At 45.0% G+C, this 17850-nt stretch carries 11 protein-coding genes; 9 read left to right on the top strand and 2 right to left on the bottom strand.

Features of this window, described 5'->3' with window-relative positions; all coding sequences use genetic code 11:
- Nucleotides 1-76 precede the first annotated feature (76 nt).
- The 9 genes from DN062_RS13155 (at nucleotide 77) to DN062_RS13115 (ending at nucleotide 11802) form a co-directional block, all read left to right on the top strand.
- The gene (locus tag DN062_RS13155) at nucleotides 77-3016 is read left to right on the top strand and encodes a transporter substrate-binding domain-containing diguanylate cyclase (protein ID WP_112159771.1); all 2940 of its coding nucleotides are present in this window, start codon (nucleotides 77-79) and stop codon (nucleotides 3014-3016) included.
- Between the two features lie 183 nt (nucleotides 3017-3199).
- A complete protein-coding gene (locus DN062_RS13150) occupies nucleotides 3200-4219 on the top strand; it encodes a sensor histidine kinase (protein ID WP_112159770.1) in 1020 nt (339 codons plus the stop codon).
- A 12-nt stretch (nucleotides 4220-4231) separates the two neighbouring features.
- The gene (locus DN062_RS13145; protein ID WP_112159769.1) at nucleotides 4232-4957 is read left to right on the top strand and encodes a LytR/AlgR family response regulator transcription factor; all 726 of its coding nucleotides are present in this window, start codon (nucleotides 4232-4234) and stop codon (nucleotides 4955-4957) included.
- An 89-nt stretch (nucleotides 4958-5046) separates the two neighbouring features.
- Nucleotides 5047-5544 carry a GspH/FimT family pseudopilin gene (locus tag DN062_RS13140; protein ID WP_051514483.1) on the top strand — a complete coding sequence of 166 codons (498 nt, stop codon included), beginning with the start codon at nucleotides 5047-5049 and terminating at the stop codon, nucleotides 5542-5544.
- Nucleotides 5541-5963: a type IV pilus modification protein PilV gene (gene pilV, locus DN062_RS13135; protein WP_051514482.1), complete on the top strand. Its 423-nt coding sequence runs from the start codon at nucleotides 5541-5543 to the stop codon at nucleotides 5961-5963. The genes DN062_RS13140 and pilV overlap by 4 nt, the downstream gene beginning before the upstream one ends.
- Nucleotides 5964-5966: 3 nt before the next feature.
- Nucleotides 5967-7055 (top strand): PilW family protein, encoded by a 1089-nt coding sequence (locus tag DN062_RS13130; protein WP_112159768.1) that lies wholly within the window; start codon nucleotides 5967-5969, stop codon nucleotides 7053-7055.
- The gene (locus tag DN062_RS13125; protein ID WP_112159767.1) at nucleotides 7052-7522 is read left to right on the top strand and encodes a pilus assembly PilX family protein; all 471 of its coding nucleotides are present in this window, start codon (nucleotides 7052-7054) and stop codon (nucleotides 7520-7522) included. The genes DN062_RS13130 and DN062_RS13125 overlap by 4 nt, the downstream gene beginning before the upstream one ends.
- Nucleotides 7523-7666: 144 nt before the next feature.
- Complete coding sequence (locus DN062_RS13120) at nucleotides 7667-11368, top strand: PilC/PilY family type IV pilus protein (protein WP_112159766.1); 3702 nt, start codon at nucleotides 7667-7669, stop codon at nucleotides 11366-11368.
- The gene (locus DN062_RS13115; RefSeq protein ID WP_112159765.1) at nucleotides 11365-11802 is read left to right on the top strand and encodes a type IV pilin protein; all 438 of its coding nucleotides are present in this window, start codon (nucleotides 11365-11367) and stop codon (nucleotides 11800-11802) included. The genes DN062_RS13120 and DN062_RS13115 overlap by 4 nt, the downstream gene beginning before the upstream one ends.
- Nucleotides 11803-11897: 95 nt before the next feature.
- Here DN062_RS13115 and DN062_RS13110 read toward each other — a convergent pair whose 3' ends face one another.
- Together DN062_RS13110 and gltB are read right to left on the bottom strand one after the other, a co-directional pair.
- A complete protein-coding gene (locus tag DN062_RS13110) occupies nucleotides 11898-13331 on the bottom strand; it encodes an FAD-dependent oxidoreductase (RefSeq protein ID WP_112159764.1) in 1434 nt (477 codons plus the stop codon).
- A gap of 61 nt (nucleotides 13332-13392) precedes the next feature.
- Nucleotides 13393-17847 carry a glutamate synthase large subunit gene (gene gltB, locus DN062_RS13105; RefSeq protein ID WP_112159763.1) on the bottom strand — a complete coding sequence of 1485 codons (4455 nt, stop codon included), beginning with the start codon at nucleotides 17845-17847 and terminating at the stop codon, nucleotides 13393-13395.
- Between the last annotated feature and the right edge of the window lie 3 nt (nucleotides 17848-17850).

The raw sequence follows: 17850 nt of genomic DNA, 5'->3' as shown, positions 1-17850 counted from the left end.
TTTTTTACTTGCGAACTCCAGCTCAATAAGGCAAGGTTAGTTCATCATATGACTGGACGTTCAGATCCTAAACAAAATGGACAGATGCTCTTTTATTTTTAAGCCTTTTTTACTCTTGTTGCTCGTATTAATTGCGCTAGCATCTAATGTAAACGCGAGCTTGCTGAATTCTGAAGAACGTGCATTTATAGACAGGCACGGCCCCATCTCATTAGCGGTGATGTACGACTTTATTCCTTTTTCATTTGTTGAAAATGGGCAACACACAGGCCTAGTTGCCGACCTTGTAAAGCTGTTAGAAAACAAAGCCGATATTCAAATCAAGATTGAAATCGATGAATGGGCCAACAACCTTCGCAAGCTTGAAGAAAAAGAAGTAGATGCCATTGCCGACATTTCCTATCGGCCAAATCGAGCCCATTTTTCTTTATTTACCACCCCTTATTTTGAGATACCAACCGTTATTTTTACGCGGGCTGATTTTGGTGGCTATCGCGGCTTTGAAGACTTCTCAGGCAAACGAGTAGGTGTGCTCAACAATATTTTTTACTTGGATTTATTAAAGGCCGTTCCTGGTATTGATATCGTTGAATTTCCGGACTATGAACACCTGATCAAAGCGGTTGCCTTTGGCTCAATCGACGCATCTATTCAAAATTTAACATCAGCGCAGCATTATGCCACTCGCCATGCATTAACCAATATTCGAGTGGCTGGTGAATTCCGCATTGGGGGCGTGGGCCGAGAAGATTTACGCTTTGGCGTACAATCTGAACTGGTGATAATCCACGACATCCTACAGAAGGCAATGGATGCCATCACGAGCGAAGAATGGCGGCAACTCAGCCAACGCTGGACTGATGTCGTGACCTTAGAGCGCATCAAACAACAAACCTTGGCACTGACCCCTGAAGAACGTGAGTACGTCCGACAAAACCCAGTCATTCGCGTCCAAAACGAAGCCAACTTCGAGCCTTACAATTATAATGAAAACGGTTTTCCCACGGGGCATTCCATTGACCTTATTCGTTTGCTTGCTGCGCGTGTGGGTTTAGAAGTTGAACCTATTTCAGGCCATACCTGGAGTGATTTCATGCAAATGATGGCACAGGGTGAACTTGACGTCATGATGAACATTGCGCCTAACGAGTCCCGCCAAGAAATCATGGCGTTTACTGGCCCCTACATTCGCCTTGCTCAAGCAGTTTATCAGCATAAAGATCAACAACCCATTCAAAGCCCAGAAGACTTCATAGGCAAAACCCTAGCCCTCCCTGATGCGTTTTACAACTATGAGTTTTTCAAAAACCAACCTGACATTCAGGTCATCCCAACCGAGGATAGCATCGCAGCGCTCATTCTCGTCAGTACACAAGAAGCCGACGCGACCTTAGAGCTGCTGAGTGTTGCTAACCATCTGTCAACAAAATATGGCATTCCTGATTTACGTTCAAATAGCTTACAAGACACACGTTTTGGTCGCCCTATTCCCCTCCATATTGGCGTACGTAAAGATGACCCGATGCTGAAAACCCTTCTTCAAAAGTCAATGGATACTTTAACAGAACAAGAGAAAAGAGAGCTGCAAGAGCGTTGGATTTCACGTACTCATGCCTCAGCCCACCATGTTCATTTAACTCGTGAAGAACTTGAATGGCTGGATCAGATACCTGCCTTAAGAATCTGCGCTATTAGTGAACGCATGCCCTATGAGCGCATCGATCAGAATGGACAATACTATGGCGCGATCGCGGATATTATCGAAGTGTTAACGAATAACGCAGGCCTCACGACACGACTGAGTCGACAACCCCACTGGCAGGCCGCCTTAGATGCCTTAGAAAACAATTTATGTGACTTCATTGCAAATGCCCCCTCTATCGACGGTCATCAACCGAGCGTTTCCATTACTTCCAGCTATTACGAGACCCCCATTGTCATTGCCACTCGCCAAGATGCATTTTTTATCAACAACCTTGATCAAACTAAAGATCAAACCTTTGCAGTCCTCGCGTTTAGTGAAATTGAGACATTGATCCGCTCACGCTTTCCGGACACGAAGCTGGTTTCTTACCCAAGCGCTGAGGCGGGATTGGATGCCGTGCGTAAATACGAGGTCTTTGGATACATCGATAGCCTACCTTCACTGGGCAATACCCTGAATCGCTCAGGTCGAGACAATTTAAAAATTGGTGGACAACTGGATATTGCCTATCAGTTTCACTTTGCCGTGCAATCTCAACACCAACTCCTACTCGACCTGCTCAACAAGGCACTTCTATCCATTACCGATGAAACCAAAGCCCAAATTGAACAGCGATGGATGCAAATTGCGATCAGCAAGCCTGCCGACTATCGACTCATATGGCAGATAGGCGTCGTTGCATTGTTGATTATTATCGCGTTCATTATCTGGAACATTAAACTGGCCAAGTTGAACATTAGAGTGCAACGCGCCAACACTCAGCTGTTAGAAGTGCAACGAGAACTTGAAATCAAAAACCGCCAGTTAGAGCAATTGGCCATCACCGATCGTCTCACCCGCTTGTATAACCGAATGCGCCTTGAAAAAGCCTTTGAGGAGATGATTGACGAGTCAGAAAAATCGGGACGTATTTTTTCCGTTCTGCTGATGGATATCGACTTTTTTAAGCGAGTAAATGACACCTACGGCCACTTATGTGGAGATGCGGTACTAACCGACATTGCCTCGATCTTGAAAGGCCATTGCTCAGCCAACGCAACACTTGCGCGCTGGGGAGGAGAAGAATTTATGGTTATTTGCCCAGATATGACCTTGGATGAAGCGACAACACATGCGGATATGCTTCGACAGTTAATTGCTGATCATCAATTCCCAGACGTCGGAAGCTGTACGGTTAGTATTGGTGTGACCCAGTGGCAATTGGGGGACAAGCAAAAGAGCCTTACGCTTAGAGCGGATACCGCTTTGTATCATGCGAAAGAGCAAGGGCGGAATCGGGTTTGTGCTTTAGAAGCAGGACAGAAAGCATGAAACGTCAATCGACCTTCATCATAAAAGAACGTGAATACATCCGATTTCAGGGCCAAACTGACCTTTAGGTTACTCAAGTAAATAACACTCCCCTATTAAATTAATTTGACAACTTGAACTTGCTTGGCCCCTCTCTCAACCCACCTTATACTGGTACAATTATTTAACCCGATTGGGGTATGTATGAATCAAACGATCCAAACCTCGGTATGCCAGAGTAAAATTGTGCTTCGTGCCATTGTGCTCGCACAAGCGGTTGCGATTCTCATGACACTTGCACCGGGAGTGCTTGAGGATCGATGGTATCGTCTAGGCTTAACAACCTTGTTCGTTCAGTGGGTAAATCTGTTGACGCTTTTACTCTTGTGTCAGTACCAAAAACATTTTGGTCAAAACTCTCCACGCCAACTAGCAGCTGTGGCGTTCTTATTGCTATTGAGTAGCACGGCAGCTGTCAGCTTGATTGCCTTTCATCTACTCACACAGCAAGGTTGGCAAACACAGGCGGAGCTTAGTACCTTTATTTTTCACAACCTATTGATTGCATCTATTGTCGGCGTGATTGGATTACAATTCTATATTATGCATCATGAACGCCAGCAGAGGATTGCCGCTCAATCGCGAGCAGAGTTAGATGCACTTCAGGCACGGATTCGTCCACATTTTTTATTTAACAGCCTGAATACGGTCGCCGAGTTAACCCAACAAGATCCACAGGCCGCTGAAGAGGCGTTACTTAACCTGTCAGCACTCTTTCGCGCGGCTCTCAAAGCAGGTGAAACCAGTACGCTCGTTGATGAGTTACGTATTGTGGACAGTTATCTGTCACTGGAGCATTGGCGTTTAGGCACTCGATTACAAGTGTCTCGACATTTTCCTGAACAATTACCGTCAATACTGCTGCCAAGCTTGACCTTACAACCCTTGATCGAAAATGCTGTAAGACATGGTGTTGAAGGGTTTAGTCAACCTAGCTTGATCAGAATAGAGCTAATGTTCAGTCAAAAAAACCTGACACTATTGATTGAAAACCCTTTGCCTCCTCACTGCAAGGCACGATTTGAAGGAAACGGGATTGCCATCGATAATATTAGACAACGACTCGCACTCCTTTATGATGACCGAGCCAAATTAACCACTGGAGCGATAGAGAATCAGTATCGTGTTAAGTTGGTCATCCCTTTCGATGACACTAAAGCCTAAGGAAATGAACAGATGCGAACCCTGATCGTTGATGATGAACCCTTAGCCCGCGCTAGACTGAAGCGTTTACTGTCAGCGCATACACAAATTGACTGTATAGGCGAGGCAGAGAATGCTACTGATGCTCTAGATTTAGTGCAACAGTTGCAACCTGATCTGGTGATGCTGGATATCGAAATGCCGGATACGGATGGTTTAGCCTTGGCTGAAACGATCAATCAACTACCACTGCCCCCTGCAATTATTTTTGTCACCGCCCATCCGCAACATGCTCTGGATGCATACAGTGTCGGCCCTAGCGACTATCTGCTCAAGCCTGTCGATGCCAGTCGATTAAAGACCGCCTTAGAGCGCGTCGGCACACCAACCCGTGCGCATATTGAAAAGCAGGATGAACTCAATCCTTGGATCAGCTATCAAGTCGGCAACAGTTTACGACGTATTCGTTTTGATAAGGTTCAGTACTTTATGGCAGAAGATAAGGTGGTGAAGATGGTGTTTGATGGGGGGGAGGCGATATTAAATGAAAGCCTTAACCGCATAGAAGCTAGCTATCAAGGATTGGTGGTCCGGGCTCATCGACATTTATTAATTAATATTTCACGTATGAACACTTTGAACAAAATAGATGGCTTATATTTCGTATCACTTTATGGATGTGATGAACGACTCAATATAAGCCGAAGAAAAGCCTCCGAACTAAAAATCTATATCTTCCATAACCATTCATCTGCTTAATCCAACCATTCAACTGCTCTGCACTGGATTACTCAAAGCTAAAAATCTATGCTTATAAGTAGAAATTTCTATACAGAGATATGTAAACCATGAAGCAAGGTAGCAGACAATCTGGCGTTTCTTTAATTGAATTAATGGTATCTATTGCCGTACTTGCGATCATTCTGTTTATAGGTGTTCCAAGCTTTCAAAGCACTCTCGAAAGTTCTAGGGCAAGAGCTATTACTAACGACCTTGCTGGGGCGCTTCAGCTGGCGCGGTCAGAGGCCCTTAAACGCAGAGTAGTTGTTGCGGTCTGTATCAGTAATCAAGCTCAGAATGGTTGTGACCCAACAGGTAATTGGAGTGATGGTTGGCTGATTACTGCCTTAGGTAGTAATGAAGTGGTACGCGTGTGGGATGGCGTTTCGGCAAGTTTAGGAGGAAACGTCATACAAGCACCTGCTGGTGGAATCGCTTTTTCACGAGAAGGTTTTATTGTCGGTGCAGTGCCTCATCAAATAGCCATTAACATTGATAATCATGACCGCTGTATCAACATTAATGCAACTGGACAGGTGACCGTATCAATTGGAGCATGCACATGATTGATATAAATATTTTCAAGAAACAATCCGGCACTTCTCTCATTGAGGTACTTATTGCGGTACTAGTCGTTACCGTTGGTTTGTTGGGACTAGCGGCTTTACAAACGCAATCATTAAAAAGTAATCACAGTAGTTTTATTCGCTCTAATGTCACGCATATGGGATATGACCTAGGCGAGCGTATGCGTCTATTCGAAGCAGAGGCACTGAATGGTGAGTTTAATACTGGCTCTGCACGACTTACTACATGGCAAAACCGATTAACGGATATTGTTGGTAATGGTGTCACAGCCACAGTGGCTCAAAATGGTAATGCGTTTACGATTAGTATTCAGTGGTCCGAAAGCCGAGGTCGAATACAAGGACCACAAGCTGGTGCAAATGAAAATGTCACCTTTAGCTATATTTTGGAGTTATAAATTATGCCCACAAAAGCCAGAGGATTTACGCTAATCGAGTTAATGATAAGCCTTGCCATTGGTGTGATTATTTTGAGCGCAGTTGTCTATATTTTTTTAAGTAACTCTCAGACTTATCGTCTCAATGAAGCACAATCAAGAGTGCAAGAAAACGGTCGGTTTGCATTAGAATATCTAACTCGCGAAGTACGTCAGGCTGGATTTAACCCAACAATTGAGTTCTGTGGCGGTGTTGGTGAAAATAGAGGTAATCCAGTTAATGAAAATTTCGAATCCGCTTCAGCGGATATAGTTTCTTCACAAATGCGCTTCATGGTTAACTGGAGTCGACCTGATGATGCGGCACTGATTGAATCCGTTATTAATCCCTTTAAAATTGATAATTCTGGTGTTGTAGTTGAGAGTAAAAACATAAACACATTAAATACAGTAGCAACGGCTCTAAATCCCATCGCAGGAAGTGATGTTTTAGAGGTCACAAAGCCAAATTCAACGAGGGGTTTACGCTGGCACGGACTTACCGCACATAACTCAACCTCTTTCACAATTGATGCTCCGAACATACTAGACGACCAATTAACGGATACAAACAACGCTATTGATCAGGGATTGCTTGCAAACTCTGATCTTAAAAACATACTTATAGCTCTTGATCAGGATTGTACTAGGGGTACTGTATTTAGTGGTGAAGTATCAGGTGGTACGGTTGTTTTTCCCACCAACTCAATTAATGATAACAGCGGCAATAACTCGACAAGACAAATGGGATTTGACTATACAGGTGGTCGATTGGTTGTCGCGGCTGAACTCACTTCAACAAACCAACTCTCTACTGTTCGTTATTTCATAGCACAACCCGTTGGGGCAGAGGTACCTTCACTTTACAGACAATTTAACAACGGCAATCCACAGGCATTGGTCGAGGGTGTTAATACATTCACCGTCAACACCTTCCAGGGCACGAATAATAGAGGCGTAACGCTTACTCTAAATATTGTTAGCCAGTTGCGTGGATTTACAGAATCTTCGCACCCTCAAGGCCGACTACAACAGACGTTTGAAACCACCGTTGCCGTGAGGAACCCTATATGAGCAAAAAAACGCATCAATCAGGGTCCGCATTAATCGTTTCATTAATTGTTTTATTATTGGTCACGATTTTAGGCGTTAGTTCTATGCAAAGTACCACCATACAAGAACGCATGACGGGTAATACCAGACAATCACATCTCAGCTTTCATGCTGCAGAGGCAGGGGTAAGAGCAATTGAATCACAACTACCACTCAGTCCTGTAGACTGTAACGGTTTTATTAGTAGTTTTTTTAATGATCCGCAAACTATCGCTGTAGATTCGGGCCAGTTTGTTACACCAAATGCTAATGAATTACCCGCCACCTTTCACAGTGCCTATTGTGGACCAATGAAAAAAGAATTCATTAATCTAGGAAGTGGTTTGACCAACCAAGCTTTTTCTGAAATCTATACTGTCGTTAGTGTAGGTAGTGTAGGCCCTGTTGAAACTCGACTTATTTCTACTTTTGCGATCGAAGTAAATTAATTAGGGGAGCTTGAGTATGAATTTTTTTAATCCTTTCAACAAATCTTCCGAGACTATGTTTGTATTAAACCAAGTATCTCTTTCATGTGCAGTTAATATCTGCGTAAAAGGTTTTCAAGGAGCCAAAGCTCTAGAGGAGTTACAATGAACAACCTATACAAGCTAATCGCTTTGATATATTTACTATCTCTGAGCTTTACTGCCATATCAGCATCGAACAATGTTGCACGAAGTGGTAACGCTACTCAGTCATCCACTGGTTTTCAAGGAGTTGCTTCTCGTGCGATTGACGGTGATACGCGCAAACTTTACAGCAGTGGTACCATAACTCATACTAACGGCAACACATCTCGCGATTGGTGGCATTTAGACTTAGGGAAGGTTTATGACATATCACAGATTGTAATCCATAATCGTGATGAGAGTGGTTGTAGTAATGGATGGTTGGTGAGCAATGAATGTCGCTTAAGGCTCGCGAACGTGTATGTTATGCTCAGCGAGTCACCCTTCGCATTAGGTACTTCATCTTCATCACTAAGCACAGCACGTTCCACCTCTAACTGGCAAACCCAAATTGGAAGCAATCCCAGTGCTACCATAAGTTTTAATTCAGTCAACACCAGTGGCCGTTATTTATTGATACAGAAATCTGGCAATAACAACATCACAGATTACTTATCACTTGCAGAGGTTGAAGTTTTCGGTAGCGAAGTGAGTGGAAAACTTGATATCGCACAAAAACCTCTATTTTTAAGCAATACAGTTCCTCCTAATTTACTGTTTATTATTGATGACTCTGGTTCTATGAAGTGGTCACACATGCCAGATTCAATAGTTGGTGTTTGCAACAATAGTTCAGATATCAATCAGCGTGCACGTGGTCGTTCAAGTGATTATAACAAAATTTACTTTAACCCAAACTCTACCTATTTGCCGCCAAAAAAAGCAGATGGAACAAGACTACCAAATGCAAATTTCTTAAGTGCATGGGAAGATGGATATCAGCAAACAGGCAATGTAAATTTATCTACTAGTTTTAGGGCGACATGGCGGTTTCCATGGACAACAGCAACAAACTCACAAGCCTATTGTGGAGGAACCGGAGCGGCTGATTACTATACATTCAATGAGGGCTGTGCTGGTGGCCTTGAGGACAATGGCTGCTACACACGGCACACTGTATCGACTGAACAACGCCAAAACTTCGCCAATTGGTATTCCTATTATCGTACTCGTACACTAGCATCTCGAGCCGGTATTGGAGACGCTTTCAATAGTCTACCAAATGATTTTAGACTAGGATGGGGCAGAATCAATCAAGACACGATTAGCGTGGATGGTAGCTCTCAACGCGCTGTGATGCAGGGTGTTCGCCCTTTGACAGCAACACATAAAAGTAACTTCTACACTTGGCTGCATAACTCACCTGATACAGGTAGTACGCCACTAAGGAGAGCACTTCAAGGTGCTGGAGACTACTTTACTAATGTCACAGATACTGGTCCTTACAGTACAACTCCCGGTCAAGCTGGAGGTGATTTGATCTCATGTCGCCAGAACTTTACCATTTTAATGAGTGATGGCTATTGGAATGGTGGCAGTCCTGGTGTTGGTAATGTCGATGACAATATGGGTGCACCTTTTGCGGATACTTTTTCCAATACATTAGCTGATGTGGCTGCTTATTACTGGAAAACGGATTTAACTAATTTGACCAATAACGTACCAACCTCTGATCGTAACCCTCAAAACCAGCAACATATGGTTACCTATGCTGTTGGGCTGGGCGTTTTTGGTACTATTGATCCAGATGAGGCTTTTGAGGCTATATCCACAGGCGCAACTATTAATTGGCCGAACCCTGACGACAGTGATGAATTTAAAATCGACGATATGCTCCATGCAGCAGTAAACTCACGAGGTGGATTCTTCAGCGCAGCTGACCCATCAACCTTTGCATCCGAATTAGAAAACGTGCTTCTTGACATCGTAGCCCAAGTAGCACCATCTGGTACTTCTGTTGTTTCATCTTCTTTTTTCCCAAGCACTTCTACCCTGCTCTTCTCAACGAGTTTTGATATAAACTCATGGACTGGCGATGTATCTGCTTATAGGCCCACTTTTAATAATGGGGTGGTATCAGTACAAAAGGAATGGAGTGCATCAAGTAATCTTCCTGCACCAAATATGAGAAAAATTTATAGTTTTAGCGATGAAAACCAAGCTATAGAGTTTTCTTGGGGTACCAATGGGCTCACTTCCACTCAGAAGGCTTTACTTAACGATAACGAAAATATTCTAAAGTTTATTAGAGGACAACAAATACAAGGAATGCGTAATCGCGGCAACTCAGTAATCGGAGACATAATTAACTCTAACCCTGTGTTTGTTCACCGTGAGGACTTTGGTTACCATCGTTTAGGCAGCAAAGTTAGTGAAGCTAAAAGCTATCAAAATTTTGTTTTTCAAAAACGCAACCGTACACCACTTCTTGTCGCAGGTGCAAACGCTGGAATGCTTCATATTTTTAATGCAGATTCACAAGTCAATGGAGGGGGTGTAGAACTATTTTCTTATGTTCCAAGAGCGGTCATACGAAACTTATCGCTTTTGACTGACGAAGATTATGATCATGCTTATTTTGTTGATGGTAACACTCATGTATCGGATGCTTTTATAAACGGTAGCTGGAGAACCATATTAGTTGGTTCACTTCGTGGTGGGGGTCGCAGTATATTCGCCATAGACATCACCAACCCCACTTCATTGGGTAAAGATAATGTGCTTTGGGAGTTTGAAAGCCCTGAACTCGGGTTTAGTTTCTCTGAGCCTATTATTGGTAGACTCAAAAACGGAAAATGGGTTGTCATTACTGGTAATGGTTATAACAGCAATTCCTCTAAGGCAAAGCTGCTTGTAATAGACCTTGAAAGTGGTACGCTTTTATCTTCAATTGACACCAATGTAGGTGGCAGTAACGCAAATGGATTATCTTCGCCTGCTATTCTCTATGGTTCTGAAGATGGGCAGTCCTTCATAAACCATGTTTATGCTGGTGATTTACTCGGTAACCTTTGGAAGTTTGATTTGAATCATAATAATCCAAACGATTTCCAAATTTCCAACGGAGCCTTACCATTATTTACAGCAACTAATGCAGGAAAACCGCAACCCATTACTTCTAGACCAAGCCTAAAACTTCACCCCCAAGGTGGAATGATGGTCATGTTTGGTACTGGTAAATACATAGAAACACGTGACAATTCTGATGTTAACATTCAAAGCATCTATGGCATTCGCGATACTGGATCCGTTGTTACAGCTGGTGATTTAGTATCACAGCAAATTATCTTTAGAGGTAAATTCCCAAATACTCAAACTCAAGTTACCGCACTAAGCGCAAATAGCGTGAACTATAACTCTAAAAAGGGCTGGGTTTTAAATCTAGTTTACAACAACAAACTGGAAGGTGAGCGTGTGATAACAAACACACAGATTCTAAATGATCGGTTACGTGTTGCCACTCTAATCCCTAATGATGACCCCTGTTCCCCTGGTGCTACGTCATGGAATATGGAGCTAGACTTCCTTACTGGCGGTAGATTAATTTATAGCATCTATGATCTTGATGGTGACGGTAAGGTTAATCAGGACGATTTTGTTGATGTTAATGGAGTACCGACACCAGTGAGTGGAAAGCAATTTAATCGCCCTCCAAGTTTAACAACTCCTCTGGGTGATTATTACGTTTCAGATGCATCTGACGATGATGGTTTTATAAAAGGAAATACGGGCTTAGATAGACCGCCAGAGGGTAGACTATCATGGAGAGAGGTTTTCGAATGATGATTTATAAACATGACAAAGGGTTCACGTTGATTGAACTAATGATTGTCGTTGCAATTATTGGAATTATTGCTTCAGTGGCTTATCCGTCTTATCAAGACTCGATTGCTAAAAGCCGTCGTGCAAATGCTCAAGCTAGCTTACTTGAGCTCGCACAGTTTATGGAGAGACATTACACTGCAAACAATCAATACACTGTGGGAAACACTAATCCAGTCACACCACCGGCATTACCTTTTACAGTCTCGCCTAAAGATGGCGGAGCTGTGTTTTACAATATTGATCTAGCGATAATCACTGCAACCACTTACACATTAAGAGCAACCCCAGCTGGCGCGATGGCCGGAGATAATTGTGGCAATTTGACATTAACCCATACTGGCGTTAAGGGACGAACAGGCTCTTTGGCGTTAAATCAATGTTGGCGCAACTAACGCAGCAATCAAACATATGATTTGCTAGGACTCTGATTGATTTAATAAAGGCACTATCCAGATTTGATAGTGCCTTTTTATTCAACTTTGTAGCGTTACACTTGTAGGTAATCCAAAATTCCCTCAGCCGCCTTACGGCCTTCATCAATTGCCGTCACGACTAAATCAGAACCTCTGACCATATCGCCTCCCGCAAAGATTTTTGGATTAGTGGTTTGAAACGCAAAACGATCAATTGCCTTAGGTTCAGCACTGGCATCAACACGGCCATCGTCATGCAAAGATATATTGAAGTCTGCAAACCAAGGCGCAGGGCTCGGCCTAAAACCAAACGCAATGAGCACCGCGTCCGCTTTCAGAATCTCTTCAGAGCCTTCGACCACTTCAGCACGTTGGCGGCCATTTTGATCTGGCTCCCCCATCTGCGTTGTCACGACTTTTACGCCAACGACCTTGCCATTCTCCCCGACGATTTCAACGGGTTGACGATTGAAGACAAACTTAACGCCTTCTTCTCTCGCGTTTACAACTTCGTTTTTCGACCCTGGCATGTTGGCTTCGTCTCGACGATAGGCACAGGTCACAGACTTAGCACCCTGACGAATCGAGGTACGGTTACAGTCCATTGCGGTATCACCACCACCAAGGACAACAACACGCTTGCCTTTCATGCTGACGTAATCTGACGGATCTTTTTCATAGCCCAGGCAATGGTTCACATTCGAAATCAAGAACGGCAGTGCTTCGTGCACCCCTTCCAAGTCTTCACCTGGAAAACCGCCTTTCATCGATGTGTAGGTGCCCATCCCTAAGAACACGGCATCAAACTCTTCGAGCAAGGATTGCATCGTAACATCTTTACCCACTTCCGTGTTCAGGCGGAACTCAATGCCCATGCCCTCAAAGATTTTACGACGACGCGACATCACTGACTTTTCAAGTTTAAATTCAGGGATACCAAAGGTTAGCAAACCACCAATTTCTGGATAGCGATCAAATACGATGGGACGTACACCGTTACGAACCAGAATATCGGCACACCCTAACCCCGCAGGACCTGCACCGATAATGGCAACGCGCTTATCTGTCCAAATAACATTAGACATATCTGGCGTCCAGCCCATCGCAAAAGCAGTGTCTGTGATGTACTTCTCGACCGAGCCAATCGTGACAGCACCAAAACCATCATTGAGCGTACACGCACCTTCGCACAAGCGGTCTTGCGGGCAAACACGACCGCACACTTCTGGGAGGGTATTGGTCTGATGGCTCAGTTCAACGGCTTCGAGAATATTGCCTTCAGATACCAGCTTCAACCAGTTCGGGATGAAGTTATGCACAGGGCACTTCCATTCGCAGTAAGGGTTGCCACACTCAAGGCAACGGTGCGATTGGTTTGATGCATCTTTCGGTTTAAACGGTTCATAGATCTCAGCAAACTGTTTTTTACGAACAGTCGCTTTAACTTTCACAGGGCCTTTTCGGCCCACATCCATAAATTGGAAATCATTACTTAGACGGTCAGCCATCTTTACACCTCATTCGGTGGTGCTGCAGCGCAGCACCGACCAAGATTCATTACCCTGCTGATTATTCAGGACGCTTACGGATACTGTTTAGCAAATCATTGATACCCGTTGCGTAGGGTTTTACTAACCAGAACTTACCAATGAGCTCATCAAAGTTTTCAAGGATCTCTTGTCCCCAAGCACTTCGAGTTTCACGGGTGAACTCAATAATGGTTGAACGTAAATGGTTTTTATGTGCTTCCATCTGCTCAGTTGCGATACGATGGATATCCACTAGCTCATGGTTATACTTATCCACGAAGCTATTGTCTAAATCCAACACATAGGCAAAACCACCCGTCATCCCAGCACCAAAGTTGTAACCGGTACTACCGAGTACCGTGACAACACCGCCCGTCATGTACTCACAGCAGTGATCACCTGCGCCTTCAATAACCGCATGGCAACCCGAGTTACGAACAGCAAAACGCTCACCCGCCTGACCCGCTGCAAAAAGCTTACCGCCCGTTGCACCGTAGAGACAGGTATTCCCCATAATCGAGGCTTCTCGGGTTTTGTACGTCACTTGTTCGAAGGCTCTCAGTACGATTTTGCCACCGGCCATGCCTTTACCCACATAATCGTTCGCATCCCCTTCAAGATAGAGATACTGACCACCCGCATTCCATACACCAAAGGATTGTCCTGCATGGCCTTTGAAGTTGAAGATCACAGGCTCATCCGACATACCCAGGTTGCCATGATGCTTCGCAATCAAACCAGAGGTTCTGGCACCGACAGAGCGATCACAGTTGGTAATCTTAAGCGCCCACTCACCGCCAAGCTTCTCAACGATACTAGACTCAGCCAAGACTTGCATCTGGGAGTTGAGCCCACCTGCATCATATGGCTCATTTCGAGCTTGCTGACAGGTATGTGGGTAATCCTGTGGTATCCCGGCTTGGCTGAGGATCGGAGATAAATCAAGGTTAGCTTGTTTAGCTGTTTCACCTTCGATAATTTCAAGTAAGTCGGTACGACCTACCAGCTCTTCGATACTGCGAACACCCAGTTGCGCCATGAGTTGGCGAGTTTCTTCGGCCACAAAACGGAAGAAGTTTTTCACCATTTCAACGGTGCCACGGAAATGATCATCACGTAAATCAGCGCGTTGCGTAGCAACACCCGTTGCACAGTTGTTTAAGTGACAAATACGCAAGAATTTGCAGCCCAAGGACACCATTGGCATGGTTCCAAAACCAAAACTTTCTGCGCCAAGCATGGCCGCTTTCACGACATCAAGACCTGTTTTTAAACCCCCATCCGTTTGTAAACGGATTTTTCCACGCAATTGGTTGCCACGTAATGACTGATGTGCATCCGCTAAGCCTAGCTCCCAAGGAGAGCCTGCATAATGAATCGAGGTTAAAGGCGAAGCCGCTGTGCCACCGTCATACCCAGAAATGGTAATTAAATCCGCATAGGCTTTCGCAACACCGCACGCGATCGTACCCACACCTGGACGTGATACGAGCTTAACGGAGACTAAGCCCTCCGGGTTGATTTGTTTTAAGTCAAAAATCAACTGCGCCAAATCTTCAATCGAGTAGATATCATGATGCGGTGGTGGAGAGATCAAGGTGACGCCCGGCACAGAATAGCGTAAGCGCGCAATCAGTGCGTTCACTTTTCCACCTGGTAGCTGTCCACCCTCACCGGGTTTCGCCCCTTGAGCCACTTTGATTTGCATAACATCTGCACTCATCAAGTACTCAGGTGTCACACCAAAACGCCCAGACGCGATTTGTTTGATTTTAGAGCGTTTGATCGTGCCATGGCGCGCAGGATCCTCACCGCCCTCACCAGAGTTCGAACGACCGCCCAGTTCATTCATCGCCACTGCTAACGCTTCATGCGCCTCAGGTGATAAGGCACCCAATGACATAGCTGCGGTATCAAAGCGCGTGAACAGTGCCTCAGCAGGCTCCACTTCAGATAAAGGAACTGGCTTAATATCCTTACGAATACTAAAAAGATCGCGAAGCGTCGCCACGCCACGTTTGTTCACTAAATCCGCATAACGCTGATAGTGCGCAGGATCGCCCGTTGATACGGCTTGATGGATCGCGGTAACAACATCTGGGTTGTACGCATGATACTCACCACCATGAACATACTTAAGCAAACCACCCTGCTGGATAGGTTTACGTACACTCCAGGCTTCTTTGGCAAGCAGCGACTGTTCTAAATGGAAGTCTTCAAAACGCGCACCTTCTATACGACTGGTCACACCTTTAAAACAGAGGTTAACCACCTCGCTCGAAAGACCAACCGCCTCAAACAGCTGTGCAGAACGATAAGATGCAATGGTCGATATGCCCATTTTGGACATAATTTTCAACAGGCCTTTATTAATGCCTTTACGGTAATTTTCATGGCTAATTAAGGGTTCTAACGTGATTTCGCCAGTGCGGCATAAATCATTGAGAACACGGTAGGCCAGATAAGGGTATACCGCCGTCGCACCAAAGCCAAAGAGCACCGCAAAGTGGTGGGGATCACGGGCCGTTGCCGTTTCGACAATAATATTGGCACTGGTTCTTAGGCCTTTATCAACTAGATGCTGATTGACAGCACCCGTCGCCATGGCCGCATGAATCGGTAACATACCGCGTTTAATATACGCATCGGTCAAGACCAAAATCACTTTTCCACTGCGTGCCGCTTGCTCTGCTTTCTCGCACAGCTGCTCTATCGCTGTTTTCAGACCCACTTCAGGATCGTATTGCATATCCAACATGGCGGACTCAAACCCTTCAAGGTTCGATTCACACAAACGACGGAACTTACTCGCAGACAAAATAGGCGATTTTAAAACGATTCTACGCGCATGTTCTGGGGTTTCTTGGAAAATGTTTTTCTCTGTTCCCAAGCAGGTTTGCAAAGACATGACGATTGCTTCGCGCAATGGATCAATCGGCGGGTTTGTCACCTGCGCAAATTGTTGGCGGAAGTAGTCATAGACAGAACGGATACGTTTAGACAATACTGCCATAGGCTTATCGTCACCCATAGAGCCCACGGCTTCCATTCCAGACTCACCCAACGGCCGCAATACCTGATCACGTTCTTCAAATGTCACTTGAAACATTTTCATGTGCGTTTTTGTTTCTTCAGGGTCCATTTCGCGGAAAGAAACAGACTCTTCAGTAAAACTCATCGTTTGCTCAAGTGGAACAGCATTTTCTTTTAGCCATTTACGGTAGGGCTGGCGCGACTTCAGCTTTTCATCAACATCAGCGGTGTGAAGTACGTCGCCTGTTTGCGTGTCAATAACGAGAATCTGCCCAGGACCGACGCGGCCTTGAGCCTCTATATTCGCGGGATCATAATCAAACACACCGATTTCAGAAGCCGTGCAGAGCAAACCATCTTTTAACATGACCCAGCGAGATGGACGCAAGCCGTTACGATCTAGCATACACACGGCGTAGCGACCATCGGTCATTACCATGCCGGCAGGGCCATCCCAAGGCTCCATGTGCATGGAGTTATATTCGTAGAAAGCACGGAGATTGGAGTCCATGGTTTCAACATTTTGCCAAGCCGGTGGGACGATCAGGCGCACTGCCCGGTAAATATCCATTCCTCCGACCATCAGGAACTCAAGCATATTATCCATACTTGAGGAGTCAGAACCCGTTGTGTTGACAATCGGTTGTAAAGACTCAACGTCGGGGATGAGAGGGGTTGCAAATTTACTGCTGCGTGCACGTGCCCAATTACGATTGCCTTCAATCGTATTGATTTCGCCATTATGCGCTAAGAAACGGAAGGGCTGAGCTAGAGGCCAGCGAGGTGCCGTGTTAGTAGAGAAGCGCTGATGATACGTACAAATTGCTGTTTCAAGCCGTGGATCACCTAAGTCTCTATAAAAAGTCGGCAAGTCCACTGGCATCATTAAGCCTTTATAGGAAATGACCTTGTCGGACAAGCTACAAATATAGAAATCAGGATCATTCGTCAGCGCAATCTCTGCTTTACGTCTAGCGGTGAAAAGACTGATGGAGAACTCGCGTTCATTTTTCCCACAAGCATCAACAAAAACCTGCTCAATCGCTGGCATTGTATCCTTAGCGATGGGACCAAGACAGGCATCATCAGTCGGCACAATACGCCAACCGTAGACTTTCAGCCCTTGCTTTTCCAGCTCAGAATTCAGGCAAGCGCGTGCCGTCTGTGCTAATGCAGACTCACGGGACAGAAACACCATGCCAACCGCGTAGCGGTCAGCCAATTCTGTTTGCAAAGTCTCTCTAGCAACCGCACGCATAAATGCATCCGGCTTTTGCATCAGCAGACCACAACCGTCTCCGGTTTTACCATCTGCTGCGATACCCCCGCGGTGAGTCATGCAGGCTAGAGCCTGAATAGCTTTCTGCAGGAGACCATGACTTGCGTGTCCTTGCATGTGTGCCATCAGGCCAAAGCCACAGTTGTCTTTAAATTCACCTGGGCGATACAGACCATTGCTCATAAG

It is taken from the genome of Nitrincola tibetensis, from assembly GCF_003284585.1.
GTDB classification, from domain to species: domain Bacteria; phylum Pseudomonadota; class Gammaproteobacteria; order Pseudomonadales; family Balneatricaceae; genus Nitrincola; species Nitrincola tibetensis.
The sequence above is the reverse complement of the archived record's forward strand: the minus strand, read 5'-3'. Positions and strand labels throughout refer to the sequence as shown.